This window comes from Glycomyces endophyticus (assembly GCF_039531525.1).
GTDB classification, from domain to species: Bacteria; Actinomycetota; Actinomycetes; order Mycobacteriales; family Micromonosporaceae; genus Glycomyces; species Glycomyces endophyticus.
Genome location: NZ_BAAAQF010000004.1, coordinates 666514 through 683296, shown reverse-complemented (window position 1 = coordinate 683296; position 16783 = coordinate 666514). Strand labels below are relative to the sequence as shown.

At 70.2% G+C, this 16783-nt stretch carries 19 protein-coding genes and 2 pseudogenes; 15 read left to right on the top strand and 6 right to left on the bottom strand.

Going from position 1 to position 16783, the window contains the following annotated elements; genetic code table 11:
• Positions 1–19 precede the first annotated feature (19 nt).
• Positions 20–805, top strand: a complete 786-nt coding sequence (locus ABD419_RS06315) for a CHAD domain-containing protein (protein WP_344483240.1) — start codon at positions 20–22, stop codon at positions 803–805.
• Between the two features lie 71 nt (positions 806–876).
• Here the strand turns inward: ABD419_RS06315 and ABD419_RS06310 are convergent, their stop codons facing one another.
• Complete coding sequence (locus ABD419_RS06310; protein WP_344483474.1) at positions 877–1563, bottom strand: IclR family transcriptional regulator; 687 nt, start codon at positions 1561–1563, stop codon at positions 877–879.
• A gap of 67 nt (positions 1564–1630) precedes the next feature.
• Here ABD419_RS06310 and leuC point away from each other — a divergent pair, with 67 nt between their 5' ends.
• The 3 genes and pseudogenes from leuC to ABD419_RS06295 form a co-directional block, all read left to right on the top strand.
• The gene (leuC, locus tag ABD419_RS06305; protein ID WP_344483238.1) at positions 1631–3058 is read left to right on the top strand and encodes a 3-isopropylmalate dehydratase large subunit; all 1428 of its coding nucleotides are present in this window, start codon (positions 1631–1633) and stop codon (positions 3056–3058) included.
• A 15-nt stretch (positions 3059–3073) separates the two neighbouring features.
• Positions 3074–3673, top strand: coding sequence for a 3-isopropylmalate dehydratase small subunit (leuD, locus tag ABD419_RS06300; protein ID WP_344483235.1), 600 nt, complete (start codon positions 3074–3076; stop codon positions 3671–3673).
• Between the two features lie 241 nt (positions 3674–3914).
• Positions 3915–4118: pseudogene (locus ABD419_RS06295) on the top strand (HU family DNA-binding protein); the annotation flags it as partial.
• A 505-nt stretch (positions 4119–4623) separates the two neighbouring features.
• Here ABD419_RS06295 and ABD419_RS06290 read toward each other — a convergent pair.
• The 4 genes from ABD419_RS06290 to ABD419_RS06275 all read right to left on the bottom strand — a co-directional run bounded on the left by ABD419_RS06290 (position 4624) and on the right by ABD419_RS06275 (position 7542).
• Positions 4624–5904: a D-arabinono-1,4-lactone oxidase gene (locus ABD419_RS06290; protein ID WP_344483233.1), complete on the bottom strand. Its 1281-nt coding sequence runs from the start codon at positions 5902–5904 to the stop codon at positions 4624–4626.
• Between the two features lie 139 nt (positions 5905–6043).
• Positions 6044–6934: an NUDIX domain-containing protein gene (locus ABD419_RS06285; RefSeq protein ID WP_344483230.1), complete on the bottom strand. Its 891-nt coding sequence runs from the start codon at positions 6932–6934 to the stop codon at positions 6044–6046.
• A gap of 60 nt (positions 6935–6994) precedes the next feature.
• A complete protein-coding gene (locus ABD419_RS06280) occupies positions 6995–7192 on the bottom strand; it encodes a cold-shock protein (RefSeq protein ID WP_344483227.1) in 198 nt (65 codons plus the stop codon).
• A 134-nt stretch (positions 7193–7326) separates the two neighbouring features.
• Positions 7327–7542, bottom strand: coding sequence for a hypothetical protein (locus ABD419_RS06275; protein ID WP_344483224.1), 216 nt, complete (start codon positions 7540–7542; stop codon positions 7327–7329).
• 324 nt (positions 7543–7866) lie between these two features.
• Between ABD419_RS06275 and ABD419_RS06270 the strand changes: the two genes are divergently transcribed.
• The 11 genes and pseudogenes from ABD419_RS06270 to truA all read left to right on the top strand — a co-directional run bounded on the left by ABD419_RS06270 (position 7867) and on the right by truA (position 15571).
• Positions 7867–8637, top strand: a complete 771-nt coding sequence (locus ABD419_RS06270) for a lysophospholipid acyltransferase family protein (protein WP_344483221.1) — start codon at positions 7867–7869, stop codon at positions 8635–8637.
• An 11-nt stretch (positions 8638–8648) separates the two neighbouring features.
• On the top strand, positions 8649–9653 hold the full coding sequence (locus ABD419_RS06265; protein WP_344483219.1) for an NAD(P)H-dependent glycerol-3-phosphate dehydrogenase: 1005 nt from the start codon (positions 8649–8651) through the stop codon (positions 9651–9653).
• Entirely contained in the window at positions 9646–10707 is a 1062-nt protein-coding gene (locus tag ABD419_RS06260; protein WP_344483216.1) for a D-alanine--D-alanine ligase family protein, read from the top strand. The genes ABD419_RS06265 and ABD419_RS06260 overlap by 8 nt, the downstream gene beginning before the upstream one ends.
• A gap of 178 nt (positions 10708–10885) precedes the next feature.
• Positions 10886–11491 (top strand): 30S ribosomal protein S4, encoded by a 606-nt coding sequence (rpsD, locus tag ABD419_RS06255; protein ID WP_344483214.1) that lies wholly within the window; start codon positions 10886–10888, stop codon positions 11489–11491.
• Positions 11492–11815: 324 nt separating this feature from the next.
• A complete protein-coding gene (gene infA, locus ABD419_RS06250; RefSeq protein ID WP_026929479.1) occupies positions 11816–12037 on the top strand; it encodes a translation initiation factor IF-1 in 222 nt (73 codons plus the stop codon).
• 26 nt (positions 12038–12063) lie between these two features.
• Complete coding sequence (rpmJ, locus tag ABD419_RS06245) at positions 12064–12180, top strand: 50S ribosomal protein L36 (RefSeq protein ID WP_091053360.1); 117 nt, start codon at positions 12064–12066, stop codon at positions 12178–12180.
• Positions 12181–12350: 170 nt separating this feature from the next.
• Positions 12351–12725, top strand: a complete 375-nt coding sequence (rpsM, locus tag ABD419_RS06240) for a 30S ribosomal protein S13 (RefSeq protein ID WP_344483209.1) — start codon at positions 12351–12353, stop codon at positions 12723–12725.
• A gap of 11 nt (positions 12726–12736) precedes the next feature.
• Positions 12737–13135, top strand: coding sequence for a 30S ribosomal protein S11 (rpsK, locus tag ABD419_RS06235; protein WP_136529806.1), 399 nt, complete (start codon positions 12737–12739; stop codon positions 13133–13135).
• 83 nt (positions 13136–13218) lie between these two features.
• Positions 13219–14265, top strand: a complete 1047-nt coding sequence (locus ABD419_RS06230) for a DNA-directed RNA polymerase subunit alpha (protein WP_106364992.1) — start codon at positions 13219–13221, stop codon at positions 14263–14265.
• 68 nt (positions 14266–14333) lie between these two features.
• Positions 14334–14681, top strand: a pseudogene (gene rplQ, locus ABD419_RS06225) (50S ribosomal protein L17); the annotation flags it as partial.
• 74 nt (positions 14682–14755) lie between these two features.
• Entirely contained in the window at positions 14756–15571 is an 816-nt protein-coding gene (gene truA, locus ABD419_RS06220; RefSeq protein ID WP_344483202.1) for a tRNA pseudouridine(38-40) synthase TruA, read from the top strand.
• Between the two features lie 4 nt (positions 15572–15575).
• On the opposite strand, the gene ABD419_RS06215 is transcribed toward truA, so the two are convergent.
• A complete protein-coding gene (locus ABD419_RS06215; protein WP_344483199.1) occupies positions 15576–16730 on the bottom strand; it encodes a hypothetical protein in 1155 nt (384 codons plus the stop codon).
• Positions 16731–16783: the final 53 nt, after the last annotated feature.

Sequence of the window (16783 nt, the reverse complement as noted above, 5' to 3'; positions counted from 1 at the left end):
ACTCCCCTTGGAGGAACACATGACCGAGACCCCCATCGCCGGCGCAGGCGTGCACGAGTACCTGGCCGCGCAGGCGGCGACGCTGATCGCCATGCGCGAGCCGGTGATCGCGCGCGAAGCGGACGCGGTGCACCGGATGCGGGTGGCGACGCGGCGGCTGCGGTCGGTGCTGTCGACGTACGGGTCGCTGTACGCGGCGGTGCCGTTCAAGCGGCGGCGCCTGCGCTGGCTGGCCGACGAGCTCGGGACGGTCCGGGACCTCGAAGTGCTGCGGATGCGGTTCGCCAAGCGCCTGGGGGACGAGCGGCCGGAGTGGTTCACCGAGCTCGAGGCGAAGGAGCGGGACGCGTACGGTCCGCTCGCGGAGGTGTGCGGGCGGGAGCGGACCCGCAGGCTCCTCGCCGCGGTCGAGGCGCTGGCCGCGTACCCGGAGTTCACTCCCGCGGCGGCGCTGCCGGCCGACGAGGTGCTGGGGCCGGTCGTGGAGCGCTCGCGACTGGCGATGACGCAGGCGGTCGAGGCGATCGCCGGCGCGGCCGACGCCGACGAGGCCCGGCACCGGGCCCGCAACGCGGCCAAGCGGACCCGCTACACCGCCGACGCCGCGGCGTTCCTCGGCGAGGAGACCGCGGCGGTCGCGGCCGAGGCCAAGCGGATCCAGAACCGGTTCGGGCGCTGCCAGGACGACATCGTGGCGATCCGGTACCTTGAGGCGCACGCGCCGGACTCGCCGCTCCTGGAGGACGAGCGCCGCCGATACGCCAAGCACGTCGCGCGCGCGGAGGAAGCGCTCAGCGCCGCCTAGAGCGCGAACGGAAGCGGCCCGACGGAGATCCGTCGGGCCGCTTCGGCGTCGCAGGGGCGGGAGGGGGCGGGCTACAGGCCCGAGAGCTTCTGACCGGCGCGGATGACGGCCATGCCGAGCCGGTCGCCGGGGCGGCGTCCCAGACGCTCTATCGGGCCGGACACCGAGATGGCGGCGACGACCCGGCCGGTCTTGTCGCGCACGGGGGCGGAGACGCTGACGACGCCGGGTTCGCGCTCGGCGACCGACTGCGCGAAGCCGCGGCGGCGGACCTCGGCGAGGGTCTTGGAGGAGAAGCGGCACTTCGGCAGCAGGGGGAGGATGCCCTCGGGCGGTTCCCAGGCGAGGAGCACCTGGGCGCCGGACCCGGCGGTCATCGGCAGGGCCGCGCCGATCGGGACGGTGTCGCGCAGCCCGGAGGCGCGCTCGGCCGCGGCGACGCACACGCGCTCGTCCGCCCTGCGGCGGTAGAGCTGCGTGGACTCGCCGGTCTGGTCCCGCAGCAGGTTGAGGACCGGTTCGGCCGCGCTGAGCAGGACGTCGGCCGTGGACCCCGCGAGCTCGCCGAGCTTCGGACCGGGGCGCCAGCGCCCTTCGTGGTCGCGCTGCAGCATCTCGTGGGCCTCCAGGGCCTGCGCGAGCCGGTGGGCCGTGGCCCGGGGCAGACCGGTCTCGTGCACGAGCTCAGCCAGGCTGGCGCCGTTGGTGCATGCCGTGAGGATGAGCACCGCCTTGTCGAGGACGCCCACTCCGCTGATAGTATTCGTTCTCACGAGCTGAACATTACCTCCCATATTTCGAGAAGTCCAACGACTGGGAACAGAGATGTCACGTACACCACAAGAAGCTGAGGGCGCCCGACCGCGCACCCTCGCCGAGAAGGTCTGGAACGCCCATGTGGTCCGCACCGGAGGCCAGCAGCCGGACCTGCTCTACATCGACCTGCACCTCCTCCACGAGGTGACCAGCCCCCAGGCCTTCGACGGCCTGCGGCAGGCCGGGCGCAAGGTCCGCCGGACCGATCTCACGATCGCGACCGAGGACCACAACACGCCCACCGACAACCTCTTCACCATCGCGGACCCCACCAGCCGCAAGCAGATCGAGACCCTCCGCGCCAACTGCGAGGAGTTCGGCGTCCGCATCCACTCGCTGGGCGACGCCAACCAGGGCGTGGTCCACGTCGTGGGACCCCAGCTGGGACTCACCCAGCCGGGCATGACCGTCGTCTGCGGCGACTCCCACACCTCCACGCACGGCGCGTTCGGCTCGATCGCGTTCGGCATCGGCACCAGCGAGGTCGAGCACGTCCTCGCCACGCAGACCCTGCCGCAGGCGAAGCCCAAGTACATGGCCGTCACCGTCAACGGCTCCCTGCCCGAGGGCGTGTCCGCCAAGGACCTCATCCTCAAGATCATCTCGATCACCGGCACCGGCGGCGGCAAGGGCCACATCGTCGAGTACCGCGGGCAGGCCATCGAGGAGCTCTCGATGGAGGGCCGCATGACGGTCTGCAACATGTCGATCGAGTGGGGCGCCAAGGCCGGCATGATCGCCGCCGATGAGAAGACCTTCGAATACGTCCAGGGCCGCCCCCACGCCCCCAAGGGCGAGGACTGGGACGCCGCCGTCGAGTACTGGAAGACCCTCACCACCGACGAGGGCGCCGTGTTCGACAAGGAGATCGTGATCGACGCGGCCACCCTGAGCCCGTTCGTCACCTGGGGCACCAACCCCGGCCAAGGCGTCGAGCTCTCCGGGCAGGTCCCCGACCCGGCCGCGTTCGACGACGCCATCGAGCGCACCACCGCCGCGAACGCCCTGGAGTACATGGGCCTCGAGGCGGGCACGCCCATGCGCGAGATCGGCGTGGACGTGGTCTTCCTCGGCTCCTGCACCAACGGCCGCATCGAGGACCTCCGCACCGCCGCCGACGTCATCAAGGGCCGCAAGGTCGCCGACACCGTCAACATGATGGTCGTCCCCGGCTCCGCCAAGGTCCGCGAGCAGGCGATCGAAGAGGGCCTGGACAAGGTCTTCATCGAGGCCGGCGCCGACTGGCGCTTCGCCGGCTGCTCCATGTGCCTGGGCATGAACCCGGACCAGCTGACGCCCGGCCAGCGGGCCGCCTCGACCTCGAACCGCAACTTCGAGGGCCGCCAGGGCAAGGGCGGGCGCACCCACCTGGTGTCCCCGGCCGTCGCCGCCGCCACCGCCGTCTCCGGGCACCTCGCCAGCCCGGCGGACCTGTAAGGAAGGGCAAGGGACATGGACAAGTTCACGACCCACACCGGGCGCGTGGCCCCGCTGCGCCGCTCGAACGTCGACACCGACCAGATCATCCCGGCCGTCTACCTCAAGCGGGTCACCAAGACCGGCTTCGAGGACGGCCTGTTCGCCGAGTGGCGCGAGGACGAGAAGTTCCTGCTGAACCAGGACGAGTACAAGTCCGCGACGATCCTCGTCACCGGCACCGAGTTCGGCACCGGCTCCTCCCGCGAGCACGCCGTCTGGGCCCTGAAGGACTACGGCTTCAAGGCCGTCGTCGCGCCCCGCTTCGGCGACATCTTCCGCGGCAACTCCCTCAAGAACGGTCTGTTGACTGTGGAGCTGCCCGAGGCCGCCGTGGAGGAGCTGTGGCTCCGCGCCGAGCTCCACCCGGACGCCGAGGTCACCGTGGACCTGGTCGAATGCGAAGTCCGTGCGGGCGACCGCACCTGGTCCTTCGAGTTCGACGAGTTCCTGCGCTGGCGGATGATGGAGGGCCTCGACGACGTCGCGCTGACCCTCCGGGACGAGGCGAAGATCGCCGCGTTCGAATCGAACCGGGATGCTTGGCGGCCTAGGACTCTCCCCGCCGCCGTGTAGACCGCACAACTCGATCTTCTTAGCCTTCACGTACGGAGCCGGTGGCGCTGCCACCGGCTCCAGGCGTGTTCCGGGCCCTCCCAACGGGGTTGCGAGCGTCGATTTCGGGCACCCGAATAAAAATTCCTTGCGACACAACGGGTCGATTTTCGCGGAAACAGTTGCGTTCGCTTTCGAAACGTCATAACGTGCGCTTAACAAGCTGGTATGGCTCCAGAACCTTATCGGGAGGGTAGGACTCGTGAACAAGGCAGAGTTCGTCGATCGGATCGCCGCTCGCACTGGCGACCGGGCCGCTGCGAAAGAAGTCGTGGATGTGGCGATCGACGAGATACAGCGCGCGGTGGTGAAAGGGGAGAAAGTCTCCTTCGCCGGTTTCGGCGTCTTCGAGAAGCGCCAACGCGCCGCTCGCATGGCCCGCAACCCGCGCACGGGTGAGGCCGTCAAGGTCAAGAAGACCGTCGTGCCGGCCTTCCGGCCGGGTACCGGGTTCAAGGAGCTCGTGACCGGCAGGCGCAAGGCGGCCAAGTCCGCCCCCGCCGCCAAGAAGGCCGCGCCTGCGAAGAAGGCCGCCACCGCCAAGAAGGCGACGACGGCCAAGAAGGCCGCCAAGAAGACCACGCGCGCCGCCTCCACGGCCGCGCGCTCGACGACCACGAGCCGCGTGGCCGCCAAGAAGACCACCACCGCCAAGAAGGCGGCGCCGGCGAAGAAGGCCGCCACCGCCAAGAAGGCCGTGCGCAAGACCGCGGCCACCAAGAAGGCCACGCCCGCGAAGAAGACCGCGGCGAAGAAGACCACGAAGCGCGGGCGCAGCTTATGCCGTGCCCCGAACCGGTTCGGGGCACGGTGGAGCACCCGTCCGACTCGCACGGGGAAGAGGGCATTCAGGAGCCGCCTGAATGCCCTCGCTGCTTTCCCGGATCGGGCCGCCGAGGGGGCGGCCGGGACTACGACTCGGTGTCGCCGAAGACCGCCGCGGAGAAGTCATTCGCGAACTTCCCCTCTGGATCGACTCGCGCGCGGAGTTTCGCGAAGTCGCCCATTCGCGGATAACGCGAGCGGACCTCATTCATTGGTATCGAAAACAATTTGCCCCAATGCGGCCGTGCAGAAAACGGTTCCAATACCGTTTCCACTGCCGCCATCACGGGCGCGACCGCATCGTGGTCGCCGATCCACGTGAAGTGCAGCCCCACGGTGTCGCGGCCGAACGCCGGCGACAGCCACAGCCCGTCCGCGGCCATCGTCCGCACCTCGGAGATCAGGAGCACCGGCGCGAGCAGGTCCCCGATGCCCGCCAGGGCCTCCAGCGCCGCCGTCGCGTGCACGCGGTCGACCAGGTACTCCGACTGGAGCTCGTCGCCCGCGCTGGGCGTGAACTCGGGCCTGAAGTGCGGCAGCCGCTCGTGCCACGGGCCCGTCTGGCCCTGCTGCACGGTGCACGCCGCCGGGTCCACGCCCGGCACCGGGTGCCGCGGCCCGTCCGCGAGCGGCGCCCCGAACCGGTTGGCGGGCGGGAACGGGTGCGTCTGGTCGGAGGTGCGCTGCTTGACCCAGAACTGGAACTCGGGCGCGGCGCCCCAGGGCGTGAACAGGCTCGTGGAGTACGCCGCGCCCGTCAGCTCGTCGAAGTGCGCGAGCACCGCGTCCAGGCCCAGCCCGTCGTACACGTACTGGCGCATCTCGAAGGCCGGCAGGAGGTCCAGCGTCACCGAGTGGACGACCCCCAAGGCCCCCAGGTGGACCACCGAGCCCGCGAAGTCCTCGTCGCCGCGCCTGACGGTGCGCAGCTCCCCGTCGGGGCCGATGAACTCGACCGCGGCCACCGCCGTCCCCAGGTTCCCGTTGCGGTCCCCGGATCCGTGCGTGCCCGTGGCGATCGAGCCCGCCACCGAGATGTGCGGCAGCGACGCCATGTTGTGCAGCGCGAACCCGGCCCGGTGCACCGCGGCGCTCAGCGCCGCGTAGGTGAGCCAGCCCGCGGCCCGCACGGTCCCCTTGAGGATGTCCAGCTCCGCGAACGGCTCCATGCCCGCCAGCGACATCATGACGTCGCCGGAGGCCGCGATCGTGTTGAACGAGTGGCCCGATCCGAGCACCCGCAGGCGGTCCGCGCCGGCCACGGCCGCGCGCGCCTCGTCGAGCGTCGCGGGCGCCTCGAAGCGGGCGGGGGAGAAGTCGATGTTCCCGGCCCAGTTGTGCAGCGGGGTTGGGGCGCGGTCGGCCACGGCGACGATCCTCCTTGACGGCGCCCAGCGGCGCACGGGTGCGGTTGCGCGGGCAACGGTACCGCGCGCCGCGCCCCGGAGGGCCCGGACGCCCGTCCTGCGGATCAGGCGGCGACCGGTCCGATCCGCAAGGGGAGGCCTAGAGCCGCTCGATCCCCACGAGCTTCTGGCCCGACAGCGACAGCACCCACGCCTCGCCCGGCCGCGTCGACACGTCGGGCGCCTCGACGCCGTCCTCGTCGGCGAGGATCGCCACGGTGTCGCACACGACCTCCGGCTCCGCGCAGACGATCACGGCGCCCCCGCCGCCCGCGAGCTCGCGGATGCGCGCGCTGGAGCGCTCGGGATTGCGCCCGTGCGCCTCGGTGTCGAACACCGAGTCCCCGGACAGCGTGCAGCGCACCGCCTGCGCGATCGGCTCCACCGTCTGCACGCTCGCCCGCCCGGTCGCGGTGAACGCCCGGTCCGGCTGGTACAGCGAGGCGAGCGCCGCCAGGCGCACCGCCTGGTCCTGCCCGCGGGCGCTCAGCGGCCGCGTCACCACGGGCCCGTCCCACTCCTGCTCGACCTCCGCCGGCGCCGCCAGGAGCACCGTGGAGGTGACGGCGGGGAGCGCCGCGAAGGCCTTGAGCACCTCCTGGTCCCGCGGGCGCGTCAGCGCCTCCCGGGCCTCGGCGAGGGTCAGCCAGCGGCGCTCGCCGATCTCGTCGTCGGCGGTGAACACGGCGTCGGGCTTCTCGGTGCGCATCGACCAGTAGTCGACCCACTTGAGCACGTCCCCTTCGGGATTGGGGAGCACGTACGAGGCCCGGCACAGCCACAGCTGGGGGATCACCGGGATGCCGGTCTCCTCCTCGACCTCGCGGCACGCGGCCGCGAGCGGGTGCTCGCCCGGGTCGAGCTTGCCCTTCGGCAGCGACCAGTTCCCCACCCTGGGCCGCCACACCGCGACCACCTCGACCAGACCGCGCTCGCCGTTGCGCCACAACAGGCCGCCGGCGGCGGCCACCCGCCTCTGCGTACCGCTCACGCCTCTAACGGTACTGGGACACGCCCACCTGCGGGAAGCTCGCCACACGCGTGGAGGACCCTAGGGCCGCATGGTCAGGATGCGCACGGCGACCACTGTCCCGTCCTGGTCGGTTTCGAGCGAAATGCGCTGCCCCGGCCGGAGGAAGCGCAGCCCGGAGACGGCGAAGGCCGCCGCGTCGAAACCGACGCGGCGGCCGCTGTCGAGGACGACCTCGCCGGAGGTGTCCTCGTTGAAGTTCGAGACGGTGCCCTGCATGGCTTCAGCATGGACCAGGAGGGCGCTGAAAGGCCAGAGGCGGGCGGTCGCTTCCGGCTGTAACTTCCGGACCGGCCTGCTTCCGGCTGTGCTGCTGGACCGGAACTACTTCCGGCTGTACCTCTGGACCGGAACTACTTCCGGATCTGGCGCCGCTCCGAGCCGCCGATGGCCTTGTAGCCCTTGTAGCCGAACCAGCCGATGACGCCGATGATGCCGACGACGAGCGCGAACTTGATGAGGCCGCCGAGGAACGCGAAGGCCGCGCCGATGATGGTCGCCACGAGCCAGATCGCGATGATGGCACCGCCGAACAGGGCCGCGAGCCAGCCGAAGAGACGCCAGTTCATGTCACTCACTCCGAGACGAGTCGTATTCCGGGCCGACTGGGTTCGGTCGGCCTGCTAGATGTCACATTGACTCTATGATGACATCATAACCGGTCCGGCGCAAGCCCGGCGTCCCCGTGGCGGCCCCGTCCACCGCGCCGCGTACCTGCGGCTTCACGCCGCGTGAGGCGGACCCCTCGCCCGGGGAGTCACACCCCACCCCCCGCTTCCCGTCGCCCGAGCGCGCCGGTGCGGGCGTTAGAGTGCAGTGCACTGACGATCCGTACCCAACGGCACCGGCCGAGCCCCCTGCGGCCCGCGCCCCCCGAGAAAGCGAGCCAGCAGGTGACCGAGCCGAGGCCCGAGGCGCAGTACACCTTCCGCCGCCGCGGCGGCGACCGCATCCCCGCCGACGTCCAGGTCTACGCGAACATCGTCAAGGGCGCGACGCTCGGACTCAGCCGCCGCGAGTGGTCCGGCATGGAGCACATCCCTCTCGAGGGCCCCGCGATCCTGGTCTGGAACCACTACTCCGACATCGACCCGCTCATGGTCGTCCACTACGTGTACAACGCCGGGCGCCATCCGCGGTTCCTGCTCAAGGAGTCGATCGTCAAGGTCCCCGTGGTCGGCGCGATCCTCAAGCGCTCCGGGCAGATCCCGGTCAAGCGCGGCAGCGCCGAGGCCGCCGACTCCCTGCGGGTCCTCGAACGCGAGCTCGCCGCCGGGCACGTCGTGATCATGGCCCCCGAGGGCACCGTCACCAAGGAGCCCGACCGCTGGCCGATGCGCGGCAAGACCGGCGTGGCCCGGCTCGCGCTCGAGTCCGGCGCGCCCGTGATCCCGATCGTCCAGTGGGGCGCCCTCGGCATCCACGACCGCAAGCGCGACCCGAAGTTCAAGCTCGGCCGCAAGCCGGTCACCGTCCGCGCCCTCCCGCCCGTCGACCTCTCCCGGTGGCTCGGGCGCGAACCGAGCCGCGAGGACCTCGTCGAGGTCGCCGACGCCATCATGGAAGACCTCCGGGCCGGCCTCGCCGAGGTCCGCGGCCAGGAGGCGCCCCCCTTGTTCGACCCCCGGCAGCAGCGACCTGAGGAAAGCGAGTCTTCTGAGTGAGAGCAGCCGTGATGGGAGCCGGTTCGTGGGGGACCGTCTTCGCCAAGATCCTCGCCGACGCCGGCACCCCGGTCACCGTCTGGGCGCGCCGCGAGTCGGTGGCCGCGGCGGTCAACGCCGAGCACCGGAACCCCGACTACTTCCCCGACATCGAGCTCCCGCCGCTCGTGTCGGCGACCGCCGACCCGGCCGAGGCCCTCGCGGGCGCCGACCTCGTCGTCCTGTCCGTGCCCAGCCAGACCCTGCGCGGCAACCTGGCCGCGTGGTCGGCGCACCTGGAGCCGCACTCGACGCTCCTGAGCCTCATGAAGGGCATCGAGCTCGGCTCGACCGAGCGCATGACCGAGGTCATCGCCGAGGTCACCGGCGCGGCCGAGTCGCGCATCGCGGTCCTGTCCGGGCCCAACCTCGCGCGCGAGATCGCCGAGCAGCAGCCGACCGCCTCCGTGGTCGCCTGCATCGACCACGGCCGGGCCGTGGACATCCAGAAGGCCGTCACCACCGCGTACTTCCGGCCGTACACGAACACCGACGTCGTCGGCTGCGAGCTCGGCGGCGCGGTCAAGAACGTCATCGCCCTCGCGTACGGCATGGCCGCGGGCATGGGCATGGGGGACAACACGAAGGCCACGATCATCACCCGCGGCCTCACCGAGACCACCCGGCTCGGCGTGCGCCTCGGCGCCGACCCGGCCACCTTCGCGGGCCTCGCGGGCCTCGGCGACCTGGTCGCCACCTGCTCCTCCCCGCTCTCCCGCAACCACACCTTCGGCGAGCAGCTCGGCCTCGGGGCGACGCTGGAGGAAGCCGCGCGCGTCACCAAGCAGACGGCCGAGGGCGTGAAGAGCTGCCGCTCGATCACCGACCTCGCCCGCAAGGTCGGCGTGGAGATGCCGATCTGCGACGCCGTCGAGCGCGTCTGCCACGAGGGACTCGACCCCAGGGCCGCGGTCGCCGAACTCATGGGGCGCGAGACCAAACCGGAAACCGACAGTTTGAGGTCTGACAATGACTAAACCGACCGTCGCCGTCTTCTTCGGCGGGCGCAGCGTGGAGCAACCCGTGTCCTGCGCCTCCGGCTCCGGCGTCGCCAAGGCGCTGCGCGAGCGCGGCTTCGACGTGACCGCCATCGGCATCACGCGCACCGGCGAATGGGTCGAACTGCCCTCGGACGCCGCGTTCGCGATCGACGCCGCCGAGGCGCTCCCGGAGGTCACCGCCGAGACCGGCAAGGCCGTCGCCGTCGACCTCGGCCCCGGCGCGCAGCCGATCGCCGACATCGCGTTCCCCGTCCTCCACGGCCCCTACGGCGAGGACGGCACCATCCAGGGCCTCTTCGAGATGGCCGACCTGCCGTACGTCGGCTCCGGCGTGCTCTCCAGCTCGCTGTCGATGGACAAGGAGTTCTCGAAGCGCCTCCTGGCGGCCGAGGACGTCCCGCAGGGCGCGTTCGCGGTCCTCAAACCCGGCGAGGCGCTCGACGCCCACGCCGTCATCGACAAGCTCGGCCTGCCGATCTTCGTCAAGCCCGCCCGGGCCGGCTCGAGCCTCGGCATCAGCAAGGTCAAGTCCGCGGCCGAGCTCACCGAAGCGGTCGCCAAGGCCCGCGAGGTCGACGACAAGGTCGTCTTCGAGGCCTCGTTCGAGGACGTCCGCGAGATCGAGATGGGCGTCCTGGAGACCCTCGACGGCGACCTGGAGATCACCTTCCCGCTCGAGGTGCTCGCCATGGGCGAGGAGGGCTGGTTCGACTTCGACGCCAAGTACCTCGACAACCCCGAGCCGTTCAACCTGCACCCGGACTACCCGGAGGGCGTGGCCGAGCGGGCGCAGGAGCTGGCCCGGAAGGTCTTCCGGCTCCTCGACTGCCGCGACCTCGCCCGCGTCGACTGCTTCCTGGCCCCCGACGGCACGGTCTACCTCAACGAGGTCAACACCATGCCCGGGCTCACGCCGATGAGCGGCGTCCCGCAGGCGTTCGCCGCCGCGGGCGTCTCCTACGGCGACCTCGTGGAGCGCCTGGTCACTCTCGCCGCATCCCGGGTGGGCGACCGGAAGGACACCGCGTAACCTGGTTGCCGAGGTGTGCACCCCCGGGTGCGCATCGACCGCATCACCGTGTGCGCGCCAGGCCCCGGTCAACCCGGGTGCATTCCTGAGCGCGCTACACTCACGCGTTTCTGCACGTCAGGGACGCATTCTGCCTCGCCGTTCCTGCGGGGCAACGCATGAATTACTGGAGAGATCATTGCAAGCTAAGGCGAAAGTCAAGCTTTCCCGATCCCTCGGCATCGCTCTGACGCCGAAGGCCGCCAAGTACATGGAGCGCCGTCCGTACCCTCCGGGGCAGCACGGCCGCGGCCGCAAGAAGGAATCGGACTACAAGAACCAGCTCGTGGAGAAGCAGCGTCTCCGCGCTCAGTACAACATCTCTGAGCGCCAGCTGCGGAACGCCTACGCCGAGGCCGTGCGCCGCAGCGGCAAGACCGGTGAGAACCTGGTCTCCCTGCTCGAATCCCGCCTGGACGCCTTCGTGCTCCGCGCCGGCTTCGCCCGCACGATCTACCAGGCCCGGCAGTTCGTCAACCACGGCCACTTCACGGTGAACGGCCGCAAGGTCGACATCGCGTCGTACCGCCTGAAGACCGGCGACTTCGTCCAGGTCCGCAAGAAGTCCCGCGAGACCACCCCGTTCCAGCTGGCCGCGGCCGGCGCATGGGCGGGCGAGACGACTCCGGCCTACATCGAGTCCCACCTCGAAGGCCTGATCGCCCGCTTCCTGTCGGTGCCCGAGCGCAAGCAGATCCCCGTGATCTGCGACGAGCAGCTCGTCGTCGAGTACTACTCGAAGTAAGCCTGAGCGTGCACTGAGTGCCGCCGAGCCCCGCTCGGCGGCACTCAGGCGCAGCCCGAGTGCCCTCCGTCACGGTCAACCCCCTGGTAGGCGGCGCTCAGGCGCGAGTAGACTCGCTCAGTGGTGCAGTGCGTCCCTTGCCCGGGCCGTCCCGCGTTTGCGGTGTTTCAACACCGCAGCGCACCTGACGCCCGGTCTCTTCGGGGACTACCGCACCGTTCTTTCGCCCGCCCGAAGCATCTGCGTCGGACTGGCGTGCCAGTAGCCCTGCACACCAGAACACGTGCGGGGTTTTCAGACCGAGTTGTCACGGTAGCGGAGGACATGCCGAAAAAAGACGGTGCCATCGAGATCGAAGGCAAAGTTGTCGAGTCCCTCCCGAACGCCATGTTCCGGGTGGAGCTCACCAACGGCCACAAAGTACTCGCTCACATCAGCGGCAAGATGCGCCAGAACTACATCCGGATCCTCCCTGAGGACCGGGTCGTGGTGGAGCTCTCGCCGTACGACCTGTCGCGCGGGCGGATTGTCTACCGTTACCGCTGACCTGACGACTACATGAAGTAGGACTCGTGAAAGTCAAGCCGAGCGTCAAAGTGATCTGCAAGAACTGCCGCGTGATCCGCAGGCACGGACGAGTGATGATTATCTGCTCTTCCGACCCGCGTCACAAGCAGCGTCAGGGCTAAGCAGCACACACGCCGAAGCAAGGCCCCAGAATGGGGAAACCGCCGCCAGTGCGCAAGCACAACCCTCGGCTCGGAGGCCGGGGCTCGCATCGCCCGTCAGGGCAGGGAACGAACAGCACCCAGCGGGAAGGCAGTGGTCAGACCTCCGACAACACTAGGAGTACGCCTCAGTGGCACGCCTGGTTGGAGTGGACCTCCCGCGCGACAAGCGCCTGGAGATCGCACTCACCTACATTTACGGCATCGGCCGCACGCGCTCGCTCGAGACGATCGCCGCGACGGAACTCGACCGCGACAAGCGCGTCAAGGACCTGACCGACGAAGAGCTGGTCGCGCTCCGGAACTACATCGAAGAGCACTTCCAGGTCGAGGGAGACCTGCGCCGCGAGGTGCAGGCCGACATCCGTCGCAAGATCGAGATCAACTGCTACCAGGGTCTCCGTCACCGCTACGGCCTTCCGGTCCACGGTCAGCGGACCAAGACCAACGCCCGTACTCGCAAGGGTCCGAAGAAGACCGTCGCGGGCAAGAAGAAGGCACGTTAGGAGACCATCTGATGCCACCGAAGACTCGCGGCGGTTCCAAGAACCCGCGCGCCAAGAAGAAGAACGTGCCCCACGGGCACGCCCACATCAAGAGCACCTTCAACAACACCATCGTGTCGATCACCGACCCGACCGGTGCCGTGATCGCCTGGGCCTCCTCCGGCCAGGTGGGCTTCAAGGGCTCGCGCAAGTCGACCCCGTACGCCGCGCAGATGGCCGCCGAGGCCGCCGCCCGCCGTGCGATGGACAACGGCATGCGCAAGGTCGACGTCTACGTCAAGGGCCCGGGCTCGGGCCGCGAGACCGCGATCCGCTCCCTCCAGGCCGTCGGCCTCGAGGTCGGCTCGATCAACGACGTCACGCCCCAGCCGCACAACGGCTGCCGCCCGCCGAAGCGCCGCCGCGTCTAGCGGCGTCCACTTCACGGCGACCACCGAATCCAAGTGTCTAGGCGTCAAATAGCGGGCGCCCCGAACAAAGGAACCAACGCACAGTGCTTATCACTCAGCGGCCCACGCTCACCGAGCAGCAGATCAGCCCGACCCGCTCCAAGTTCACCATCGAACCCCTGGAGCCCGGCTTCGGCTACACGCTCGGCAACTCGCTGCGGCGCACGCTGCTGTCGTCTATCCCGGGCGCGGCGGTCACGTCGATCAAGATCGACGGCGTCCTGCACGAGTTCTCCACCATCCCCGGCGTCAAGGAGGACGTCGTGGAACTGGTGCTGAACGTCAAGCAGATCTGCGTCTCCTCGGAGAACGACGAGCCGGCCACCATGTACCTGCGCAAGGAAGGCCCCGGCGACGTCCTCGCCGGCGACATCCAGCCCCCCGCGGGCGTGCAGGTCCACAACCCCGAGCTCAAGCTGGCGACCCTCAACTCGAAGGGCCGCCTCGACATGGAGTTCGTGGTGGAGCGCGGCCGCGGCTACGTCTCGGCCCCGGCGAACAAGGCCGACACGAACGAGATCGGCCGCATCCCGGTCGACTCGATCTACTCGCCCGTGCTCAAGGTCGCCTACTCCGTCGACGCCACCCGCGTCGAGCAGCGCACCGACTTCGACAAGCTCACCGTCGACGTCGAGACCAAGGCCTCCACGACGCCGCGCACCGCGCTGGCGTCGGCCGGCTCCACCCTGGTGGAGCTGTTCGGCCTGTACCGCGAGCTCGACACCGAGGCCGAGGGCATCGACGTCGGGCCCAGCCCGGCCGACCAGCAGCTGGCCGCCGATCTGGCCCTGCCGATCGAGGACCTGGACATGACCGTCCGGTCCTACAACTGCCTCAAGCGCGAGGGCGTCAACACCGTCGGCGAACTCATCAACCGCACCGAGGCCGACCTGCTCGACATCCGCAACTTCGGGCAGAAGTCGATCGACGAGGTCAAGATGAAGCTCGCCGGCATGGGCCTGAGCCTCAAGGACTCCCCCGGCACCTTCGACCCGAGCGAGGCCGCAGTGGCCTACGGCGGGTCGCCGGTCGCCGAGTCCGACGAGTACGAGGACGACGGCGAAGACCTCCGCGAGACCGAGCAGCTTTAAAGAGCCGCGTGAATACGGCGGTCGGTTCCGTAAGACGGCCGGCCGTGTCAACCCAAGAGGAGTAAGAAATGCCTAAGCCCACCAAGGGCCCGCGTCTGGGCGGTTCGCCCGCGCACGAGAAGCTCATGCTCTCGGGCCTGGCGGCCTCCCTGTTCGAGCACGGCAGCATCACCACGACGCTGACCAAGGCCCGTCGCCTGCGTCCCTACGCCGAGAAGCTGATCACGCACGGCAAGAAGGGCACGCTGCACCACCGCCGCCTGGCGCTGGCCAAGCTCCGCAACAAGGACGCCACGCACGACCTGTTCGAGCAGGTCGCCCCCCGCTTCGCGACCCGCGAGGGCGGTTACACCCGGATCATCAAGGCCGGGAACCGCAAGGGCGACAACGCGCCGATGGCGATCATCCAGCTCGTCGACTAGCACGGCAGGCTTTCCGCGCGCAGGGCATATGCTCTGCGCGCGGTTTCTTTTATCCAGGAGGTTTTCGCGTGGAGGACACGACGCGCCTGCGGCTCGGCATCGCCTACGACGGCGCCGAGTTCTCCGGCTGGGCGCTCCAGCCGGGCCTGCGGACGGTGGCCTCGGAGGTCATCCGCGGCCTGGAGCTCCTGTTCCGGGACATCGCCGACTTCACGGTCGCGGGGCGCACCGACGCGGGCGTGCACGCGACCGGGCAGATCGCGCACGTCGACGTCCCCACCGCGAAGTGGGAGGAGCTGCGGGAGCGGCTGCTGTGGCGCCTGCGCGGCATCCTCCCGCCCGACGTGCGGGTCGTGTCGGCCGAGGCCGTGGACCCGTCCTTCAACGCGCGCTTCGCGGCCCAGTGGCGCCGCTACCGGTACCGGGTCGCCGACGCGGTGTTCGGGGTGACCCCGCTGCGGCGCCTGGACACGCTCGCGTGGCCGCGCCCGCTCGACGTGGAGCGGATGCACGCCGCGAGCCAGCGCCTCCTCGGCGAGCACGACTTCGTCGGGTTCTGCAAGCAGCGCGAGGGCGCGACGACGATCCGCGAACTGCTGCAGTACGACTGGGCCCGCGACGAGGACGGCACCGCGGTCGCGACCGTGCGCGCGGACGCGTTCTGCCACTCGATGGTCCGCAGTCTCGTGGGCGCCGCGCTCGCGGTGGGCGACGGCCGCCGGGACGAGGACTGGCTCGCGTCGATCCTGCGGATCGGCGAGCGGGCCAACGACGTGCACGTCGTCGGCCCGCACGGTCTGACGCTGGTCGAGGTCGCCTACTCGGACGACCCGGGGGACTGGCGCGACCGCATCGACCTCACGCGCCGCGTGCGGACGCTGTGACGGCTCAGCCGCCGATCACCTCCTGGGCGCGCACGAGCGCGTCGTTCATCGCCGACTGCCACGCGTACAGGTCGTCCTCGACCGCGGTGTAGGCGTCGACGTGCGCCTGGTCATAGGCCCGCACGGACTCCTCGGTGAAGCCGGTCTCGGCGTCGCACTCGACGAAGTCGACGGCCACGCCGATCTCGTAGGCCTTGCGGTCCTCGTAGTCGTCGGGCACGTCGTCGGGCAGGGGCGGGGCCTCCGCGCCGGTGTCGGACCCTTGGAGGATCGACTCGTCGAGGTACAGGGGCGCGAAGTACTCCCACACCGGGAGGCCGCCGGCCTCGGTGAACTCCCAGCCGGGGAGGCCGCGCTCGGCGAGGCAGCCGGTGAACGCGGCCTGCGCGCCGGCCATGGCGTCGGCGTAGGCGAGGTCGACGCCCTTCCAGGCGTCGCTCTCGTGCACGGGGTTCGCGGGCCGGTACTCCCAGCGGTCGAAGCCGTCCTCGCCGTCCGCTTCGACCAGGCGCGGTTCGCCGTAGACGGCCTCGATCATCTGGAGTTCGCATCCGCCGGGCGCGGCGAACCGCGCGTCCATGGCGTCCCGGTCGACGGTGACCGGTCCTTCCTGCACACCGCCGTCGGAGGTGAACTTCCACTCGAAGCCGAGGGCCTTCTCCTCGCCGACGTACGCGACGTACCAGGCGCGCCGTTCGGCCTCGGGCAGGGCCGTGAACGCGCTGTTGTCGGCCGGCTCCGGTTCGTCGACCCATTCGCCGTGGTCCTGCTCGTACGCCTCGGCCTCGCCGGACTCGAGGGCCTCCTCGCTCTGGGCCCACATGCCGAAGCCGACCTCGGCGGCGGCGGCGGGGTCGGGGAAGGACGCCTCGTGCGGGTAGTGGCCGCCCGAGACGCTGTCGAGCTCGACCGGTTCGGGGGTGGCGAGCTCCTCCTCGTCGTGGGCGGTGAAGCCCTCGGACTCGAGGCAGGCGCGGATGATGCGGTTCTCGGCGGCGTCGAGGTCCGACTCGATGCGGGCGCTCTCGTTCACGAGTTCGGCGAGCGAGACGTCGAGGGACTCGTCCCGGGCCTCGTCACCGTCGCCGGCGGCGGCGGTGCAGCCGCCGGCGAGGAGCAGGCCGGCGCCGATCACTACGGTGCGGAAGGGTTGTCGCACTGGGAGTCTCCAATCTGGAGGGCGGGTGGACCTTCAAGGCGCGGTCGGACCCG